This is a genomic window from Roseinatronobacter sp. NSM, assembly GCF_052379845.1.
GTDB lineage: Bacteria > Pseudomonadota > Alphaproteobacteria > Rhodobacterales > Rhodobacteraceae > Roseinatronobacter.
In genome coordinates this window covers 29,831-46,134 of the sequence record NZ_JBQTCF010000021.1, presented here as the reverse complement: position 1 = coordinate 46,134, position 16,304 = coordinate 29,831, and the positions used below count along the sequence as shown (strand labels likewise).

Annotated in this window: 17 protein-coding genes; 9 read left to right on the top strand and 8 right to left on the bottom strand. The window is 61.2% G+C overall.

Annotation, left to right across the window (positions count from 1 at the left end; genetic code table 11):
• Position 1: 1 nt before the first annotated feature.
• Together ACTZWY_RS12415 and ACTZWY_RS12410 are read left to right on the top strand one after the other, a co-directional pair.
• Positions 2-607, top strand: a complete 606-nt coding sequence (locus ACTZWY_RS12415; RefSeq protein WP_444791031.1) for a lytic transglycosylase — start codon at positions 2-4, stop codon at positions 605-607.
• A 204-nt stretch (positions 608-811) separates the two neighbouring features.
• Positions 812-1,954 (top strand): FliM/FliN family flagellar motor C-terminal domain-containing protein, encoded by a 1,143-nt coding sequence (locus ACTZWY_RS12410; RefSeq protein ID WP_444791030.1) that lies wholly within the window; start codon positions 812-814, stop codon positions 1,952-1,954.
• A gap of 12 nt (positions 1,955-1,966) precedes the next feature.
• On the opposite strand, the gene ACTZWY_RS12405 is transcribed toward ACTZWY_RS12410, so the two are convergent.
• From ACTZWY_RS12405 to ACTZWY_RS12390, 4 genes are all read right to left on the bottom strand, one after another.
• Positions 1,967-2,803: a bifunctional allantoicase/(S)-ureidoglycine aminohydrolase gene (locus ACTZWY_RS12405; RefSeq protein WP_444791029.1), complete on the bottom strand. Its 837-nt coding sequence runs from the start codon at positions 2,801-2,803 to the stop codon at positions 1,967-1,969.
• A gap of 133 nt (positions 2,804-2,936) precedes the next feature.
• Positions 2,937-4,088 carry a PQQ-dependent sugar dehydrogenase gene (locus ACTZWY_RS12400; RefSeq protein ID WP_444791028.1) on the bottom strand — a complete coding sequence of 384 codons (1,152 nt, stop codon included), beginning with the start codon at positions 4,086-4,088 and terminating at the stop codon, positions 2,937-2,939.
• A gap of 98 nt (positions 4,089-4,186) precedes the next feature.
• A complete protein-coding gene (locus ACTZWY_RS12395) occupies positions 4,187-5,569 on the bottom strand; it encodes a TolC family outer membrane protein (protein WP_444791027.1) in 1,383 nt (460 codons plus the stop codon).
• Between the two features lie 63 nt (positions 5,570-5,632).
• Positions 5,633-6,286, bottom strand: coding sequence for a protein-L-isoaspartate O-methyltransferase family protein (locus tag ACTZWY_RS12390; protein WP_444791026.1), 654 nt, complete (start codon positions 6,284-6,286; stop codon positions 5,633-5,635).
• Positions 6,287-6,490: 204 nt separating this feature from the next.
• Here ACTZWY_RS12390 and mscL point away from each other — a divergent pair, with 204 nt between their 5' ends.
• Positions 6,491-6,874 (top strand): large conductance mechanosensitive channel protein MscL, encoded by a 384-nt coding sequence (gene mscL, locus ACTZWY_RS12385; RefSeq protein ID WP_444791025.1) that lies wholly within the window; start codon positions 6,491-6,493, stop codon positions 6,872-6,874.
• Positions 6,875-6,925: 51 nt separating this feature from the next.
• On the opposite strand, the gene ACTZWY_RS12380 is transcribed toward mscL, so the two are convergent.
• Positions 6,926-7,384: an Lrp/AsnC family transcriptional regulator gene (locus tag ACTZWY_RS12380; protein WP_444791024.1), complete on the bottom strand. Its 459-nt coding sequence runs from the start codon at positions 7,382-7,384 to the stop codon at positions 6,926-6,928.
• Between the two features lie 138 nt (positions 7,385-7,522).
• On the opposite strand from ACTZWY_RS12380, the gene ald reads away from it, so the two are divergent.
• The 5 genes from ald (at position 7,523) to ACTZWY_RS12355 (ending at position 10,978) form a co-directional block, all read left to right on the top strand.
• Positions 7,523-8,641, top strand: a complete 1,119-nt coding sequence (ald, locus tag ACTZWY_RS12375; RefSeq protein WP_444791023.1) for an alanine dehydrogenase — start codon at positions 7,523-7,525, stop codon at positions 8,639-8,641.
• Positions 8,642-8,732: 91 nt separating this feature from the next.
• Complete coding sequence (locus tag ACTZWY_RS12370) at positions 8,733-9,596, top strand: MBL fold metallo-hydrolase (RefSeq protein ID WP_444791066.1); 864 nt, start codon at positions 8,733-8,735, stop codon at positions 9,594-9,596.
• Positions 9,597-9,668: 72 nt separating this feature from the next.
• Complete coding sequence (locus ACTZWY_RS12365) at positions 9,669-10,100, top strand: YeeE/YedE family protein (RefSeq protein WP_444791022.1); 432 nt, start codon at positions 9,669-9,671, stop codon at positions 10,098-10,100.
• Positions 10,100-10,534, top strand: a complete 435-nt coding sequence (locus tag ACTZWY_RS12360; RefSeq protein WP_444791021.1) for a DUF6691 family protein — start codon at positions 10,100-10,102, stop codon at positions 10,532-10,534. Before ACTZWY_RS12365 ends, ACTZWY_RS12360 begins: the two co-directional genes overlap by 1 nt.
• A gap of 18 nt (positions 10,535-10,552) precedes the next feature.
• Positions 10,553-10,978 (top strand): TIGR01244 family sulfur transferase, encoded by a 426-nt coding sequence (locus ACTZWY_RS12355; protein ID WP_444791020.1) that lies wholly within the window; start codon positions 10,553-10,555, stop codon positions 10,976-10,978.
• 282 nt (positions 10,979-11,260) lie between these two features.
• Here ACTZWY_RS12355 and ACTZWY_RS12350 read toward each other — a convergent pair whose 3' ends face one another.
• Complete coding sequence (locus ACTZWY_RS12350) at positions 11,261-12,064, bottom strand: LOG family protein (RefSeq protein ID WP_444791065.1); 804 nt, start codon at positions 12,062-12,064, stop codon at positions 11,261-11,263.
• Between the two features lie 114 nt (positions 12,065-12,178).
• Here ACTZWY_RS12350 and dapD point away from each other — a divergent pair, with 114 nt between their 5' ends.
• Positions 12,179-13,009, top strand: a complete 831-nt coding sequence (gene dapD / locus ACTZWY_RS12345) for a 2,3,4,5-tetrahydropyridine-2,6-dicarboxylate N-succinyltransferase (RefSeq protein WP_444791019.1) — start codon at positions 12,179-12,181, stop codon at positions 13,007-13,009.
• A gap of 76 nt (positions 13,010-13,085) precedes the next feature.
• Here dapD and ACTZWY_RS12340 read toward each other — a convergent pair whose 3' ends face one another.
• Both ACTZWY_RS12340 and ACTZWY_RS12335 read right to left on the bottom strand, forming a co-directional pair.
• Positions 13,086-15,257 carry an RNA degradosome polyphosphate kinase gene (locus tag ACTZWY_RS12340; protein ID WP_444791064.1) on the bottom strand — a complete coding sequence of 724 codons (2,172 nt, stop codon included), beginning with the start codon at positions 15,255-15,257 and terminating at the stop codon, positions 13,086-13,088.
• A gap of 65 nt (positions 15,258-15,322) precedes the next feature.
• A complete protein-coding gene (locus ACTZWY_RS12335) occupies positions 15,323-16,273 on the bottom strand; it encodes an META domain-containing protein (protein ID WP_444791018.1) in 951 nt (316 codons plus the stop codon).
• Positions 16,274-16,304 lie beyond the last annotated feature (31 nt).

The following is a 16,304-nucleotide window of genomic DNA, read 5'->3' as shown; positions in this document are numbered from 1 at the left end:
GATGACCCGTTTAATGCCTATGCGCCTGCTGGCGGTCGCCGGACTGGTGACCCTTCTTGGGGGCTGCATGGTTCAGGCCACCGACCAAAGCGCGGGGGCGGAAATCGTCACCCGCTGGGACCACCGCCCCGAGGCGACATTGTGGACCGCCGCCAAGTTTGACGCCCTTGATCACGAAGGGCGCGCCTTGGTCGAAACCGTTCCAGACGATATCGACACCTTTTGCCCCGGATACGAATCAGCCGATGCTGACGGGCGCAAGGCCTTCTGGACGGCGCTTTTCTCGGGGTTGGCAGGGTATGAAAGCACATGGCGGCCAGACGCCGCAGGGGCCGGGGGGCGGTATCGCGGCTTGCTGCAAATCTGGCCAACCTCGGCGCGGTTTTACGGCTGTGACCTTAGCCATCCCAACGGGCTTTATGACGGCGCGACGAATCTGCGCTGTGCGGCGCGCATTGCAGCGCAGGCGGTGGAACGCGATCAGGTGGTCGCTGGCAGCCCCGGCCGGTGGGGGGGCGTGGCCAAGGATTGGCCGCCCTTGCGCGACGCAAGTAAGCGCAATGATATCGCGGGTTTCACGCGCACCTTGCCAGCATGTCAGGTATGAACTCCACCGCTGCGGTGTGCATCGGCTATGAACTGCACCGCTGCGGTGCAAGGACACCGCAAAATTGCATTTAACTGACGGGAATTTCAGTTTTTGCTAACCTTTTTGCGCCAATGATCAATGGCAAACGGGTGGCAATGCACGATGGATCAGGCAGAAGCGGAACATACCAACCGGACAGACCGGCAAAATCCTCTGGCGAGGATGGCAACGCGTGCGCGGGCTGCGGCCAATGCGGAATCCGCGGTGTTCGACGGGGCAGTTCGTGTTGCGTTCGGGCGTATGGCGCGGACACGCCGGGGGCTGGACGCAACGGCGACGTCGGTGAAAATGTATCCCGCCAGCTTGGCGGAGGTTGTGGAAATTGCCGAACCGGGCATGTTCTTGTCCCTGCTGGATGGTGTGGAAGGGCAGATTGGTCTGGTGGTGATGTGCCACAACCTGATGGCTGGGTTGGTGGAAGCAGTGACAACGGCGCGTGTTTCCGACAGCGTGCCTGCACTGCGCAAACCCACACGCACCGATGCCGCGCTGCTGGCCCCATTGATCGATTCGTTGTTCCAGCACATTGCCCAGCGTCTGAACGGGGCACCGCAGCGGGACCAGTTCGACGGGTATGTTTACGGCTCATTTCTGGATGATCCGCGCCCGCTTGGTGTGCTTTTGGAAGATGTGCCCTATCAGATTGTGCGGATGGGGGTGCAATTCGCCCAAGGACCCCGCGAAGGAAGCCTGTATCTTATCCTGCCCGATATGGCCTTCGTGCACGAACCCGCAAGCGCGTCGCAGCCCGATGCGCAAAAAGAAGATTGGGGCACGCGTCTGGCTGCAACCGTCACAGCCAGCGAAGTGCAGCTTGACGCTGTTTTATGCCGCATGCAGATGAAGCTTTCCGCCGTATCAACACTGACGCGCGGGGATGTGCTGTGCCTGCCCGAAAGTGCGTTGGAAGCGCTGTCGCTGGAAACGCTGAACGGCCATGTCATTGCCAAGGCGCGGTTGGGGCAGGCGCGCGGCCAGCGCGCAGTGCGCCTGACCTCGCAGCCCGGCGAAATGCTGGATGACCATGACGTTCCCTTCACGCTGCCGGTTTCCGCTGCGCGTGTCCTGCCGGGGGAAATTTCCTTCGCGGGCGATGATGCGCCTGCGTTTGACACCGCAGACAGCGCCCCGGATTTTGCGGTGACTGATGCTGATGGGCCGGATGCCCCCTATGACGCGGCCCTTGGTGGTATGGCCGCCCCTGACATGAACCTTGACGGGCCGTTCACCCCTGATGACCCCATGGTCGGTCAGCAAGACGCTGAATCAGAACCGTTTTCGACCAATGCCGACGGCGTGCCGTGACCGCTGCGCGCGTCAGGGCAACGGCGCGTGGCGGTTTACGTCCTTATAAAGCAGGTATCGGAACGGCTGTGGGCCGCCTGCATAACAGGCCTGCGGACAGAAGGCGCGCAGCCACATGAAATCCCCTGCTTCCACTTCCACCCATTGCTGGTTCAGGTGATAAACGCCCTTGCCCTGCAACACATACAGCCCGTGTTCCATGACATGGGTTTCGTCAAACGGAATGCTGGCGCCCGGTTGCAAGGTCACGATGGTAACATGCATGTCATGGCGCATATCTGCGGGGTCCATGAACCGGGTCGTGGCCCATGCGCCGTTTGTGTCCGGCATGGCGGCAGGGGGGATGTCCTGATCCTGCGCAACAAACGCTTCGGGATGGGCCAGCCCGTCCAACGCCTGATAGCGTTTGCGAATCCAGTGAAACACCGCCTTCGCCCCGTTGGGGTTGCGCACTGTCCAGTCGCTGCCTGCGGGCACAAAGGCAAAACCGCCCGTCGTCAGGTCGTGGGTGGTCCCGTTTACTGTCAGCGTCAGCCCCCCTTCCACGACAAACAGCGCCCCTTCGGCGTGGGGGTCGGTTTCGGGGCGGTCACTGCCACCATCGGGCGCCAGTTCGACAATATATTGCGAGAATGTTTCGGCAAACCCGCTTAGCGGGCGGGCCAGCACCCAGAACCGCGCCCCGGTCCAGAAGGGCAGGCAACTGGTCACAATATCCGACAATGTGCCTTTGGGGATAACCACGAAGGCTTCGGTGAACATGGCGCGGTCGGTCGTCAGTTGCGACTGTGGCGGTAACCCCCCTGTGGGAACATGGTATCGGGGCCTGTGCGGTGAACCTTGGGTCATTTCTTGCGCTCCTTCGGGGGTAGACCTGCGTAGCATGGCCGCATTGGGCCATGCCAGCACGGTTTTTCCTGACAGAGCTTCCTGAATTCCCGAAGAATTGCCCAAACTGCCCCCGTCAGGTCAGGGCGTCAGGTCAGGACCGCGGGACAAGCCGCATCAGCGGGGCATTGTTCCCGTCGGCCAGCACATAGATAAACCCGTCCTGCGGGCCTATGGCCACATCCCGAATGCGGTGCCCCGCGCCGTCCAGCAGGCGGGCCACAGGTTCCAGCGTGCCGTTATTTTCCGAAAACAGGCCCAGATATTGATGAAGCAGGTTGCCGATCAGCACATGGCCCTGCCAGTCAGGAAAGGCATCGCCGGTGTAGAAGGTCATGCCCGATGGCGGGAAGTGGTCATCGCGCCCTGCAGGCCAGACATGGGCGGGGGAAATGAACCCGTCCCCGTCCTGATGGGGCGCGGCAAACCGCTCTCCGCCGCGATAGGTCACGCCATTGGCGGCCAGTGGCCAGCCGTAATTCCCGCCGCGTTGAACAATGTTGACTTCATCGCCGCCCGCCTCGCCATGTTCGGCCAGCCAGATATCACCGGTGTCGGGGTGCAGGGTCATGGCCTGAATGTTGCGGTGGCCATAGGACCAGATCGCGCCTGCGGTCCCGTCCTGCCCTGCAAACGGGTTGTCGGCGGGTATATCCCCGTCCAGCGTCAGGCGAATGACCGCGCCATTCTCGCTGGTCAGGTCTTGCGAAATATGGTTCGGCCCGAAATCCTTGGACCCACGGTCACCGAAGCCTGCGAAAACATGCCCGTCAGAAAACACAATGCGCGACCCGAAATGCGCCCCCGAGTTGACTGCGGGACTGACCGCGTGCAGCACCTCAAGTTCCACCAGCGCATTCGCTTCGCGGTCCAGCCGCGCGCGGCCCAGATGGGTTGTCGAATTCTGCCCGTCAACGCGGCCCGCCCATGTCATATAGACCAGCCCCGATTGCGTGAAATCAGGGGCGGGGGCAATGTCCAGCAACCCGCCCTGTCCGCGTGTATCCACATTGGGGGCGCCGCTGATGGGCTGCATCGCGCCGCTATCGGGGTTCAGGATGACGATATCGCCGCCGCGCAGGGTGATGATCATCTCATCGCTGCCGGGCAGAAATGCCATGGCCCAAGGGTTGCTAAGGCCCGTGGCAACTGTGTCCACTTCAAACGCGGGCTGGGCAGTTGCAGGCAGTGCCAATACGGCCACAACCGCACAGGCGGTGGGGAAACTGTATGTTGCTTTGCGCATGTCTGTCCTACTTGTTTCGGGGATTGCGCCCCAAAGCATGACATGTCGCGCCGTAACAGCAAATCACAACAGCTTGTGCAGCGGTCACAGGGGCGGGATTATTCCCGCCCGATCGCCTGCAGAACGCGGTCCAGCGCCTCGCCTTGCTGCGATGTGACAGGGGCGTTGCGCACTGCGTTGAAATACGCTTCCGGGTCATAGGTCGGAATGCCCAGGCGCAGATGATCCACTGTCAACAAGCCCATGGCCGCCATCAACCCGTAGCTGGCCACCTGCACACTGGCTTGCGATTGCAACAGCACTGTGCGCGCGTCCATCAGGTCGTTTTCGGCGTTCAGCACATCCAGCGTGGTGCGCGCCCCAAGGCGGGCTTCTTCGCGTGTTCCGTCAAAGGCGCTTTGGGCAGCGCGCACTTGTTGCTGGCCTGCGGCAATACGCGCGCGGGCCACATCCAGATTGGCCCATTGCACAGCGACATTTTGCAAAACCTGCGCAACGCTGCGGTGCAGGCCGGAACGTGCGGCATCCCGGCGTGCCAATGCCTGACGGTGCTGGGCGCTGATTGCACCCCCCTGATACAACGGGCGGCGATACTGCACCCCGGCTGATGCAGAGCGCGTGGCCGGCCCGCTATTGAGCAGATCGGTGGTGACCCCCACACTGGCATCAGCTGTGACGCTGCCATGGCGTTGCGCGGCAGTGCGTTCGGCGTTCAGTTCGGCGGCCGTCACCTCGAACTGGGCCTGTTTGACCGATGGGTGCGTCAGGCGCGCAATCTCCTGCGCGGCCTGCAGCGTGGCGGGCAGCGCGGGCAGGGCGGGGGGCTGGCGCAACTGTCCGGGGTGACGCCCGGTGACCAGTTTATATTCCTCGCGGGCGACAGCCAGATCCCCTTCGGCGGCGGCAAGCTGGCTGCGCGCGGCGGCAAGGCGGGCTTCAGCCAGCGACACATCTGTGCGCGTAATCTCGCCCAGTTCAAACCGTTCCTGCGCGGCGTTCAGTTCCTGTTGCGTCAGGCGCATCGTGGTTTGCCGCAAGGCTACGGTTTCCACGGCGCTGCGCACATCCATGAAGGCGCGCGCGGCATCCAGCAAGACCTGTTGTTCAACATTCAAAAGCGCCTGCCGTGTGCCCATGACCAGCGCTTCGGCGGATTGACGCGCCAGCGCGCCGCGCCCAAAATCCACCAGTGTAATTTCGGCTGACAGATTGACCGAGGCGGTCAGGGATTCGCGCTGCTGGCCTGCGCTTTGTTTCTGCCCGCGGGCTTGGGCCACAAAATTCAGGACCGGGCGCAGCGACGCCACGGCCAGCGCCACATCTTCATCTGCGGCGCGCAAAACCGCGCGGTTTTGTTCCAGAAGGTCCGAATTCTGATAGGCGGTTATGAAAGTGTCGGCCAGCGATTGTGCGGCCGCGGGTGCCCCGGACAGTGCGGTGCTGCAGGCAATGGCCAATGCGGTAAGTGTGGGTCTGAACATTTCTGCCCTTTCAAGCTTTGCTCGAGTATCTTGATCGGGCGAATTCAGCGCCGCCCGATCCGGTCAGAAAGTGAAGGCTTCCTGTTTTTCAAATCCCGGCAACACGGGGGCGGCGGCGTTGAACACATCACGCCATGCAATCTGATCGCCCTGACGCACACCAAGGCGCACAACCCCCAATTGCCCTTCCATGAACAGGCAGATCACACGCCCGCCTTCGCGCAATTGCCCGACAAGGGTTTGGGGAAATTCTGACACACCGCCTTGCACGATCATGGCATCATAAGGGGCGTGATCGGGCGCGCCCTCTGTCAGCGGGCCTTTGTGCAGGATCACGGCTTCTGCGCCAACCTGCGGCAAAACCGTTTCGGCGTCATGGGCCAGCGCATCGTCGCATTCAACAGCGACCACAGCTTGGGCAATCAATGCCACAATGGCCGCAGAATACCCCGACCCGCAGCCAATATCCAGCACCAGTTCCCCCGGCGTCAGCGCCAGCGCATCCAGCATTTTTGCGAATGTGCGCGGGTCAAGCAGAACGCGCCCGTCGCCCAAGGGGATGTTTTCACCCATATAGGCTGTTTCGCGCAGCGTATCTGGCACAAACACTTCGCGCGGGGTGCGCAGCATGGCGTCGATGATGGGGAATTTTGTGACATCCGAGGGGCGCACTTGGGTATCAACCATGATGGTGCGGCGCGCTGCGTAATCCGGCATCTACTGAACTTTCCAGTTTGGTTTGCGTAACAGTTCCTTGCCACAGAACGCGCGCCCTCGCAATATCCGTCGCGGGGAAAACGCGTTTGTGCAAATGATAGCGTGGTCATAGGCCCTGATTTTGCCACATAACTGGTTAATCCGGCCTTCCCGCGCGGTCTGTGCCAGTGCATAAGCATAAGGGTTTGGTAACAGGAGAAACGAATGCTTAAAGAGTTCAGAACCTTCATCACGCGCGGCAATGTCATGGATATGGCTGTGGGTATCATTATCGGCGCGGCCTTCACGGCGATTGTCACATCACTGGTGGATGATCTGGTGAACCCGCTTATCGGTATTTTCGTGGGCGGTGTTGATTTCAGCGCTGTCAGCTTCGGGCTGGGCGAGGCCCAGTTCATGATCGGCAATTTCATCAACGCGGTCATCAAGTTCCTGATCGTGGCATGGGTTGTGTTCCTGCTGGTCAGAACCGTGAACCGCATCAGCGCGCTGGGCCGCAAACCCGAAGCGCCTGCACCCGAAGCCCCCAAAGGCCCCACGACCGAGGAACTTCTGATCGAAATTCGGGATTCCCTGAAGGCGCGGTGACGCCCGCGCTGTGTGCATTCCATCACGGGCGGCGACTGGCGCGGCCCGTGGTCATATGTCGATGGCCGTTGTCTGGACCACATTGCGCAACGCAAAGGAAGATTGCATCTGCACCACACCGGGCAACCGGCTTAAGTGGCGGCGATGAATGCGCGCGAAATCGTCGCTGTCAGCGGCAATGACCTTCAGTAAATAATCTGCCGTTCCTGCCATCAGGTGGCATTCCACAATGTCGGGCACACGCGCCACTTCGCGTTCGAACGCGTCCAGAATTTCATCGCTTTGCCCTGACAGTTTGATTTCCACAAACACCACTGTTGCGCGGCCAATGCGCTTGCGGTCCAGCAGCGCGACATAGCCTGCAATAATACCGTCCGCTTCCAGCCGCTGCACCCGCCTGTGGCATGCTGATGGCGACAGGTTGACCAGTTCGGCCAGTTCCGCATTCGTCACGCGCCCTTGTTTTTGCAAGACACGCAGAATGCGGCGGTCGGTGTCGTCTAGCTGCATCGCAGCGCAATCCTGTTCCGAAAAAGGGGCTGTTGGCGCGAAAATCTGTCGTCGTTTAGCGCTTCATGCGCGGAAATGTCAAGAATTCACCCGAATACGGCGATTATTGTGTCGCTATAGGAAAAAGGGAGGTTCAGAATGTTGATTGGGTGCCCAAAAGAAATAAAGCCGCAGGAATACCGTGTCGGCCTGACGCCGGTTGCCGCGCAAGAAGCGCTTGCGCATGGCCATGACGTAATTGTTGAAACCGGCGCCGGACAGGGCGCGGGGTTTGACGATGGCGCCTACCTTGCGGCGGGCGCGCAGGTTGTGGACACGGCAGAAGAAATCTTTGCCCGCGCGGAACTGGTGGTCAAGGTCAAGGAACCGCAGCCGGGCGAGCGGGCGCAATTGCGCGAAGGGCAGGTGTTGTTCACCTATCTGCACCTGGCCCCCGATGCGCCGCAAACCCGCGATTTGCTGGACAGTGGCGTGACGGCCATTGCCTATGAAACTGTGACGGACCGCGCAGGTGGCCTGCCGCTGCTGGCCCCCATGTCCGAGGTGGCGGGGCGGCTGGCCCCGCAGGTGGGCGCGTGGACCTTGCAAAAGGCCAATGGCGGGCGCGGCGTGCTGATGGGCGGCGTGCCCGGTGTTGCGCCTGCGCGGGTGGTTGTGATCGGCGGCGGCGTTGTGGGCACCCATGCTGCGCGCATTGCGGCAGGAATGGGCGCGGATGTCACCGTGCTGGACATGTCGCTTTCGCGGCTGCGCCATCTGGATGATGTGTTTGGCCGGGTGTTCAAAACCAGCTATGCGTCCAGGGGCAACACGGCTGAACTGGTCGAACAGGCCGATATGGTCATTGGGGCAGTGCTGATCCCCGGTGCCGAAGCCCCCAAGCTGATTACCCGCGCGCAACTGTCAGACATGAAGCCCGGCGCGGCGCTGGTGGATGTGGCGATTGATCAGGGCGGGTGTTTTGAAACCTCGCGCCCGACCACACATGCCGACCCAATTTATGACGTTGATGGCATCATGCATTATTGCGTGGCCAATATGCCCGGTGCCGTGGCGCGCAGTTCGACCCTTGCGCTGGGCAATGCCACCATGCCCTTCATGCTGGCGCTGGCCAATAAAGGGTGGCGGCAGGCCTGCGAGGATGACGCGCATTTTCTGGCTGGTCTGAACACCCATGCTGGACATCTGACGTATTACGCTGTTGGCAAGGCGCAGGGGATTGACGTGTTGTCCCCGTCCATGGCGCTGAAAGTGTAAGTGGGGGCGTGGATAAATAAACATTCTATTATTGCAATATGTTTTGTGGTGACTATATTGGGGACAAGACATGAAAAACGGAGAACCCACCATGGCCCCCGAAGTCACCGCCTTTTTTGACGAAGCCACCTTTACAGTTACCTATGTGGTGCGCGACCCCAACAGTGCGAAATGCGCAATCGTGGATTCGGTTCTGGATTTCGACTATGCCTCTGGCCGGACAGACACGCGGTCTGCCGATGCGGTTGTCGCCTTTGTGCGCGACAAGGGCTATGAAGTGGAATGGCTGCTGGAAACCCATGTCCATGCCGACCACCTGTCCGCCGCGCCCTATATTCAGGAACGTGTGGGCGGCAAGATTGCCATTGGCGAAAATATCCGCGTGGTGCAGGACACATTCGGCAAGGTGTTCAATGAAGGCACCGAGTTCCAGCGCGACGGGTCGCAATTTGACGCGCTGTTCAAACATGGCGACAGCTTCCATATTGGCCAGATGCGCGGCGACGTCATGCACACCCCCGGCCATACGCCTGCCTGCCTGACCTATGTGATCGGTGACGCGGCCTTCGTGGGCGACACATTGTTCATGCCCGATTTCGGCACGGCACGGTGCGATTTCCCCGGCGGGTCAGCGGACACGATGTGGGACTCGGTGCAGAAAATCCTGTCCCTGCCAGATGAGACGCGCATTTTTGTGGGCCATGACTACAAGGCCGAAGGGCGCGACACCTATGCATGGGAAACCACCGTGGGCGCACAAAAGCGCCTGAACAAACATGTGGGCGAAGGCAAGTCCAAGGACGATTTCGTGCGTGCCCGCAATGAACGCGACGCACAACTGGCCATGCCGCGCCTGATTGTGCCATCGCTGCAGGTGAATATGCGCGCAGGCCAGATGCCGCCCGCCGAAGAAAACGGCACGGTCTATCTGAAAGTGCCCGTCAACAAGCTTTGATTCCAACAAACATTACAGATACAGGCGCGGCAGTCACATCTGCCGCGCTTCCATGCGAACAGGACATATAACATGATTGAAACAGACTGGATATGGGGCCTTGCGGGCGGCCTGATGATTGGGGTGTCTGCGGCCATATTTCTGCTGGGCAACGGGCGCATCATGGGGGCAAGCGGCATTATCGGCGGCCTTGTGGACCGCAGCGGCTTGTCCAACTGGGATGAACGGCTGGCCTTTCTGGCGGCGCTGGTGGTGGTGCCCGCGCTTCTGCTGCCCTTCTATACCGTCGAGGTGACGACCAACATCACCAGCAACCTGTGGATTGTGGTTGCAGGCGGGCTGCTGGTGGGCATTGGCACAAGGCTGGCCAATGGCTGCACATCCGGTCACGGGGTGTGCGGCATTTCGCGGTTTTCCCTGCGCGGGATCGTGTCGACAGTGTTCTATCTGCTGGCAGGCGGTATCGTGATGGTGCTGTTTCGCCACCTTCTGGGGGTGATCTGATGAAACGTCTGTTGCTTGCCGCCGCGTCTGGCGGGCTGTTTGGTGCGGGTTTGCTGGTGTCGGGCATGACCGACACAACCAAGGTTCAGGGCTGGCTGGACATTTTCGGCGCATGGGACCCGACGCTGGCATTCGTGCTGGGCGGGGCAATTCTGCCCATGCTGGTGGCGTGGAACATGACCACGCGGCGGGCGCAATCGCTGGTTGGCCTGCCTTTTCCGGCGCGCCCGGACCCGCGGCTGGGCCATAACCTTGTTGTGGGGTCAGTGCTGTTTGGCGCGGGCTGGGGGCTGGTGGGGTTGTGCCCTGGTCCTGCGATTGCATCGCTTAGTTGGGGGGGGACAGGCGGGATCGTCTTTATCCTTGCCATGATCGCGGGTATGCTGGTCACACCACCACTTCGTATGCGCATAGATAAACTTGCCGCAGTTTGACCCTTGCAGGAGCAGTTGATGGACATTCGACACCTGACCGACACCTACGCCGTATCGCCCCAGATTACCCCTGATGATGTGGCCACCATCGCCGAGGCAGGGTTTACCACGGTTATCTGTAACCGCCCCGATGGCGAAATTCCCCCGGAGGTGCAGGCCGACGCCCTGCGCCGCGCGGTGGAAGCGGCGGGTTTGCAGTTTGTGGTCAATCCGGTGGTGGGCGGGGCCATCACCATGGAGAATGTCACCGCGCAAGGGGACGCGCTGAAAGCCAGCACTGGCCCGGTGCTGGCTTATTGCGCGTCGGGCAACCGGTCTTCGATTGTTTGGGCGCTTAGCCAGGCAGGCACGCGCCCCACGGATGAGTTGATCGCAATTCCCGCGAAGTTCGGCTACGCGCTGGAACCCTTCCGCCCGACACTGGAACAGTTGGCCAAGGGCTAGCGAAATGCTGGCTTATGGTGCAAGGTTGTTGGAAATGGCCTGAAGCCGCCCTGCGCGCTTGGATAAAGCCCGCGCTGTCGGCGGGCCGGGGTCTGCCGATCCGACGCCAGTGAGGTTCACGTTATGCAGGCGGCATACTCCGACTTTCAAGGCTTGGCGCGCCACCAGAGTAATCGGCAGGCCGCGGGACGGCCCGCCGATGGCGCGGCGGCCTGCGGCCTTTGCGCCGCGCCTTGGGGTATTCCCAATGTCTGCTTCAGGCCAAAATCCGCCCCTTTTTCGTTAATCACACCCGTCAGGCTTGAAAGTGTCGATAATCTCGATCGCCTCGGCCGCAGTTTCGACGAAATGAAACAAATTCAGGTCTTCGGGGTTGATGGTGCCCGCGTCCGCCAGCGCGTCCCAGTTGATGATCTTCTGCCAGAAGTCGCGCCCGAACAGCACGAAGGGCATTTTGCGCATGCGTTCTGTCTGGATCAGCGTCAGCGTTTCAAACAATTCGTCCAGCGTGCCAAACCCGCCCGGAAACACTGCAATCGCCTTGGCGCGCATCAGGAAATGCATCTTGCGGATGGCGAAGTAATGGAAGTTGAAGCACAGGTCAGGCGTGACATATGAATTCGGCGCCTGTTCATGCGGCAACACGATATTCAGGCCAATGGACATGCCGCCCGCATCCTTGGCACCGCGATTGCCTGCCTCCATCACACCGGGGCCGCCGCCTGTGGCAATCACATCCTCGCGCCCGTAGCTTTGCACGGATCGCAATGTCATCAGGCGGGCAAATTCGCGCGCTTCGTCATAAAACCGCGCAAGCCCCGCAAGGGTGGGGGTGCTGGCCTGCCCGGCAGCTTCGGGGCGGGGAATGCGCGCGCCCCCGAACATGACGATTGTTGACCGGATACCGCGTTCATTCATCAGCAATTCGGGCTTCAGCAATTCCAGTTGCAGCCGCACAGGGCGCAATTCATCGCGCAGCATGAAATCCTTGTCGGCAAATGCCAGACGATAGGCAGGATGGCGCGTTTGTGCCGTATCGGGAATGTCGTCCCAGTGCTGGATGTCTTCGCTTGCGTCAGGAAAGATACGGTATTTGGGGTTCTCGTTCAAAAGGGCCTCCGATCGCGCGGGGAAGTTGCGGTTTGTTCGCCCCAAGGCTATAGCCAAGCCCAACCGATGACCAGAGGAATGGAGTCCCCGATGACCGACACTGCCGCGCTTGAAACCGCAATCGAAGCCGCGTGGGATGCCCGCGACAGCATCACCCCAGACACCGGCGGTGCCACGCGCGACGCCATTGAAGCGACGCTGGACGCATTGGACAACGGCACCTTGCGCGTGGCCGAACGGCGCGACACGGGCGCGTGGCATGTGAACCAATGGGCGAAGAAAGCGGTGCTGCTGGGCTTTCGCATCAAGGATATGGAACCCCAATCGGGCGGCCCGCAGGGGGGCGGCTGGTGGGACAAGGTGGACAGCAAGTTCAAGGGCTGGGATGCGCAGCAATGGCGCGCAGCAGGGTTTCGCGCAGTGCCCAACTGCGTGGTGCGCAAATCCGCCTATATCGCGCCCGGCGTGGTGCTGATGCCGTCTTTCGTGAACCTTGGCGCTTATGTGGACAGCGGCACCATGGTGGACACATGGGCCACAGTGGGCAGCTGCGCGCAGATCGGCAAGAATGTCCATCTGTCGGGCGGTGTGGGCATTGGCGGGGTTCTGGAACCCATGCAGGCCGGTCCCACCATCATTGAAGACAATTGCTTCATTGGGGCGCGGTCGGAAGTTGTGGAAGGGTGCATCATCCGCGAAGGGTCCGTTCTGGGGATGGGCGTCTATATCGGCAAATCCACCAAGATTGTGGACCGCGAAACCGGCGCGGTCACCTATGGCGAAGTGCCGCCCTATTCGGTGGTCGTGTCGGGCACCATGCCATCGAAGAACGGGGTGAACCTGTATTGCGCGGTCATCGTCAAGCGCGTGGATGCGCAAACACGGTCCAAGACCGGCATCAACGAATTGTTGCGCGACTGACCCTGCCGCCCGAAGGCATGACACCGAAAAGGTGCGCCAGAACGGCGCGCCTTTTTTCTGCGCGCATTATGCAGCCTCAGTCATCGTCATGGGTCAGTTCAGGCACATCTTCGGCCCCTGCGGACCCGCGCCCCGACAGGGACGGGTTTTCCATGAAGAAACGGTGGCAGTTGAACAGGCGGCGCTCCTCGCCCTCGCGGGGCAGGACACGCAGGGCAGGGCCATCGGGTTGCAGAACCCAGCTTTGCGCCTCATCCGCCAGATTCGCGGCCATCACCTGCCGCACGATCTGCGCCTTGACCGTGGGGTTGTTGATTTCCACCAGCGTTTCCACCCGCCGCACCAGATTGCGCCCCATCCAGTCGGCGGACGATATGAACACCCGCGCCTGTTCCGATGGCAGGCCCGCGCCGTTGCCGAAACACACAATGCGCGAATGCTCCAGAAACCGGCCCACGATGGATTTTACGCGAATATTCTCGGACAAGCCCTTGATGCCCGGCCGCAACCCGCAAATGCCGCGCACAACGAGGCTGATTTCCACCCCTGCGCGGCTGGCGTCATACAGCGCGTCAATCACATCAGGGTCGATGATGGAATTCATCTTCGCCCAGATCTGTGCGGGGCGGCCTGCATGGGCGTGCTCTGCCTCGACGGCGATCATTTGCAGCAGGCGCTGCTTCAGGCTTATGGGCGAAATCGCCAGATTTTCCAGCAAGGCGGGTTCGGCATAGCCGGACACATAATTGAACACGCGCGTCGCATCGCGCCCCAGCGCCGCGTCACAGGTGAACAGCGACAGGTCAGTATAGATACGCGCGGTGATGGGGTGGTAATTTCCGGTCCCGAAATGGGTATAGGTTACCAGCCTGTCGCCTTCGCGGCGCACCACGGCACTGATTTTCGCATGGGTCTTGTAGTTCACGAACCCGTACACCACATGCGCGCCCGCACGCTCCAGCCTGCGCGACTGGCGGATATTCGCGGCTTCGTCAAAGCGCGCTTTCAGTTCAACCAGCGCAGTTACGGATTTGCCCGCTTCGGCGGCTTCGCACAGCGCCGCCACAATGGGGCTGTTGCGCGATGTGCGATACAGGGTTTGGCGGATGGCCAGCACATCGGGGTCGCGCGCGGCCTGTTCCAGAAAACGCACCACCATGTCGAAAGTTTCATAGGGGTGGTGCAGCAGCATATCTTTCTGGCGAATGGCGGCGAACATGTCGCCATGGTGGTCTTGCACCCGTTCGGGCACGCGCGGGGTGAAACCCGGCCACATCAGGTCGGGGCGGTCATCGACCACCAGTTCCTTCAGGGTGGAAATTCCCATGATGCCTTGCACCTCGACCACTTCGGTGTCGGACACTTCCAGTTCTTCCATGACCATATCGCGCAAATCCCGCGGGGCACCTGCGGAAATCTTCATGCGCACAACTTCGCCCCTGCGGCGGCGTTTCAGCGCCACTTCGAATTCGCGCACCAGATCTTCGGCTTCTTCTTCAACTTCCAGATCGCTGTCGCGCAGCACGGAAAATGTGCACGACCCCAGCAGCCTGTAGCCGGGGAACAGGCTGTTCATTTCCGCAAGGATCAGTTCCTCAAGGGGCAGCATGCGGATGCTACCACCGGGCAGGCGCAGGAAACGGTCAATCTGGCCGGGCACGGGCACCAGCGCATTCAGCTTGCGCCCGCGCTTGTCTTCCAGTTCCATGGCCAGCGAAAACCCCGCATTCGGGATGAACGGGAACGGGTGCGCGGGGTCAATGGCCAGCGGTGACAGCACCGGAAACACGTTTTCAAGAAAATACTGCGCCACCACGGCATGGTCATCTGGTGTCAGGTCCTGATGCGACAGAATGGCCATGCCCGCTTCCGCCAGAAGGGGGCGCAGAACGGACCACACGTCTTGTTGTTTTTCCATCAGGCGGCGGGCGTCGTCATTGATCATGACCAACTGTTCCGCCGGGGTGCGCCCGTCATCGGACGGGGTGCTGTTGCCCGCGCGTGCCAGTTGCCGCAAGCCCGCAACCCGCACAGTGTAGAATTCATCCAGATTGGCCGCTGAAATGGACAGGAACCGCACCCGTTCCAGCAGGGGAACACGGGGGTTCATAGCCTCTTCCAGCACCCGCCAGTTGAAGGCCAGCCATGACATTTCACGGTTGAAAAACCGTTCCGGCCCGCTGGGGTCGAACCCGTCAAGCGTTTGTGCCGCCGGAAACGGGGTGTTCAGGAAATTTGCGGAACGAATGGTCTGGGTCATGGCGTCCTGATAGCGCTGGAATGTGACAGTTTTATTGCGGCCAGAAGGGGGCGTTAACGGCGGGCGGAAATGACAGGTTGCCCCCCTGCCAGCAATGTCAGCCTGCCGCTGTCGGGCGCAACGCGGTAGCCGTCCACGCGGCGCAACATTGTGGTGAAGCGCTGTTCCTGGTCCATCATGCCATCAGGGCAGGCCATGCGCGTGCTGGCAATCTGCCCGAAAGACAAGATGCCGCCATGCCGCCGATACCCGCCAATCAACCTGTTGCAGCCCACTGTCGCACTCATGCGGCCGTCAGGGTAGAAGACAAGTTCCGTGCGGGACGGGAACACCGCTGCCTTGTCCCCGATGGCCGTAATGTTCCAGACCCCTTGGGTGATGTCAAATTCCGGGCGCATCAGCATGCATTCGGCCAGTTCCGCCCCGTCAATGCGCAACAGCGCCGTGTCGCCTTTTATGTGAATGGACGTGGCAGGGGTGTCCGGGGCGGTGAACAGCGCGCCCGACGCGGCAGGCGCGGGCGTCATGACGATCAGCTGTTCATTGAACCGCAGGCGCACATCATCAGGCAAGAAGCCCAGCTCAACCAACTGGGTGCCGCATGCCAGCAGGGATGCAAACCCCATGGGCGGGGTGCGCAGGGCGCGGATGGGGCCAAGGTCCAGCGCGTCCGCCCCGGCGGCGATAACCACAGGTTCGGTCAGCCACACCACGTCATCCAGCGCGCGCAGACCCGCGCGCAACACCAGCGCCTGATCCGCCGGCGCTTCAATTTCGAAGGCAAACGGGCTTTGGGCGCCATCCGTGGGCTGGCGGAAACTGGCCACACTTGTATCGGTCTGGTCGCTGATATCGACCATCAGCACCGCGTCATCGGGCAGGGCCAGTCGTTCCAGCACTGTGACTTGCCCGGCAATCAGGCGCAGCGAGTCCTCTGCAAAAGCGGCGGGGGCGCTGGACAGGCCGGACAGCAGGAAAATGCACAGTGCAAAGAAACGGATCAAGGCGGCCTCCGGCATGAAAAATGGACTTCAT

What these genes read in the sequence shown, in the direction of transcription:
- ACTZWY_RS12405 (WP_444791029.1), bottom strand. Translation starts at nt 2,803, where the DNA reads ATGACCCAAGGTTCACCGCACAGGCCCCGATACCATGTTCCCACAGGG.
- mscL (WP_444791025.1), top strand. Translation starts at nt 6,491, where the DNA reads ATGCTTAAAGAGTTCAGAACCTTCATCACGCGCGGCAATGTCATGGAT.
- ACTZWY_RS12355 (WP_444791020.1), top strand. Translation starts at nt 10,553, where the DNA reads ATGGACATTCGACACCTGACCGACACCTACGCCGTATCGCCCCAGATT.
- ACTZWY_RS12360 (WP_444791021.1), top strand. Translation starts at nt 10,100, where the DNA reads ATGAAACGTCTGTTGCTTGCCGCCGCGTCTGGCGGGCTGTTTGGTGCG.
- ald (WP_444791023.1), top strand. Translation starts at nt 7,523, where the DNA reads ATGTTGATTGGGTGCCCAAAAGAAATAAAGCCGCAGGAATACCGTGTC.
- ACTZWY_RS12395 (WP_444791027.1), bottom strand. Translation starts at nt 5,569, where the DNA reads ATGTTCAGACCCACACTTACCGCATTGGCCATTGCCTGCAGCACCGCA.
- dapD (WP_444791019.1), top strand. Translation starts at nt 12,179, where the DNA reads ATGACCGACACTGCCGCGCTTGAAACCGCAATCGAAGCCGCGTGGGAT.
- ACTZWY_RS12380 (WP_444791024.1), bottom strand. Translation starts at nt 7,384, where the DNA reads ATGCAGCTAGACGACACCGACCGCCGCATTCTGCGTGTCTTGCAAAAA.
- ACTZWY_RS12410 (WP_444791030.1), top strand. Translation starts at nt 812, where the DNA reads ATGGCAACGCGTGCGCGGGCTGCGGCCAATGCGGAATCCGCGGTGTTC.
- ACTZWY_RS12415 (WP_444791031.1), top strand. Translation starts at nt 2, where the DNA reads ATGACCCGTTTAATGCCTATGCGCCTGCTGGCGGTCGCCGGACTGGTG.
- ACTZWY_RS12370 (WP_444791066.1), top strand. Translation starts at nt 8,733, where the DNA reads ATGGCCCCCGAAGTCACCGCCTTTTTTGACGAAGCCACCTTTACAGTT.
- ACTZWY_RS12400 (WP_444791028.1), bottom strand. Translation starts at nt 4,088, where the DNA reads ATGCGCAAAGCAACATACAGTTTCCCCACCGCCTGTGCGGTTGTGGCC.
- ACTZWY_RS12365 (WP_444791022.1), top strand. Translation starts at nt 9,669, where the DNA reads ATGATTGAAACAGACTGGATATGGGGCCTTGCGGGCGGCCTGATGATT.
- ACTZWY_RS12390 (WP_444791026.1), bottom strand. Translation starts at nt 6,286, where the DNA reads ATGCCGGATTACGCAGCGCGCCGCACCATCATGGTTGATACCCAAGTG.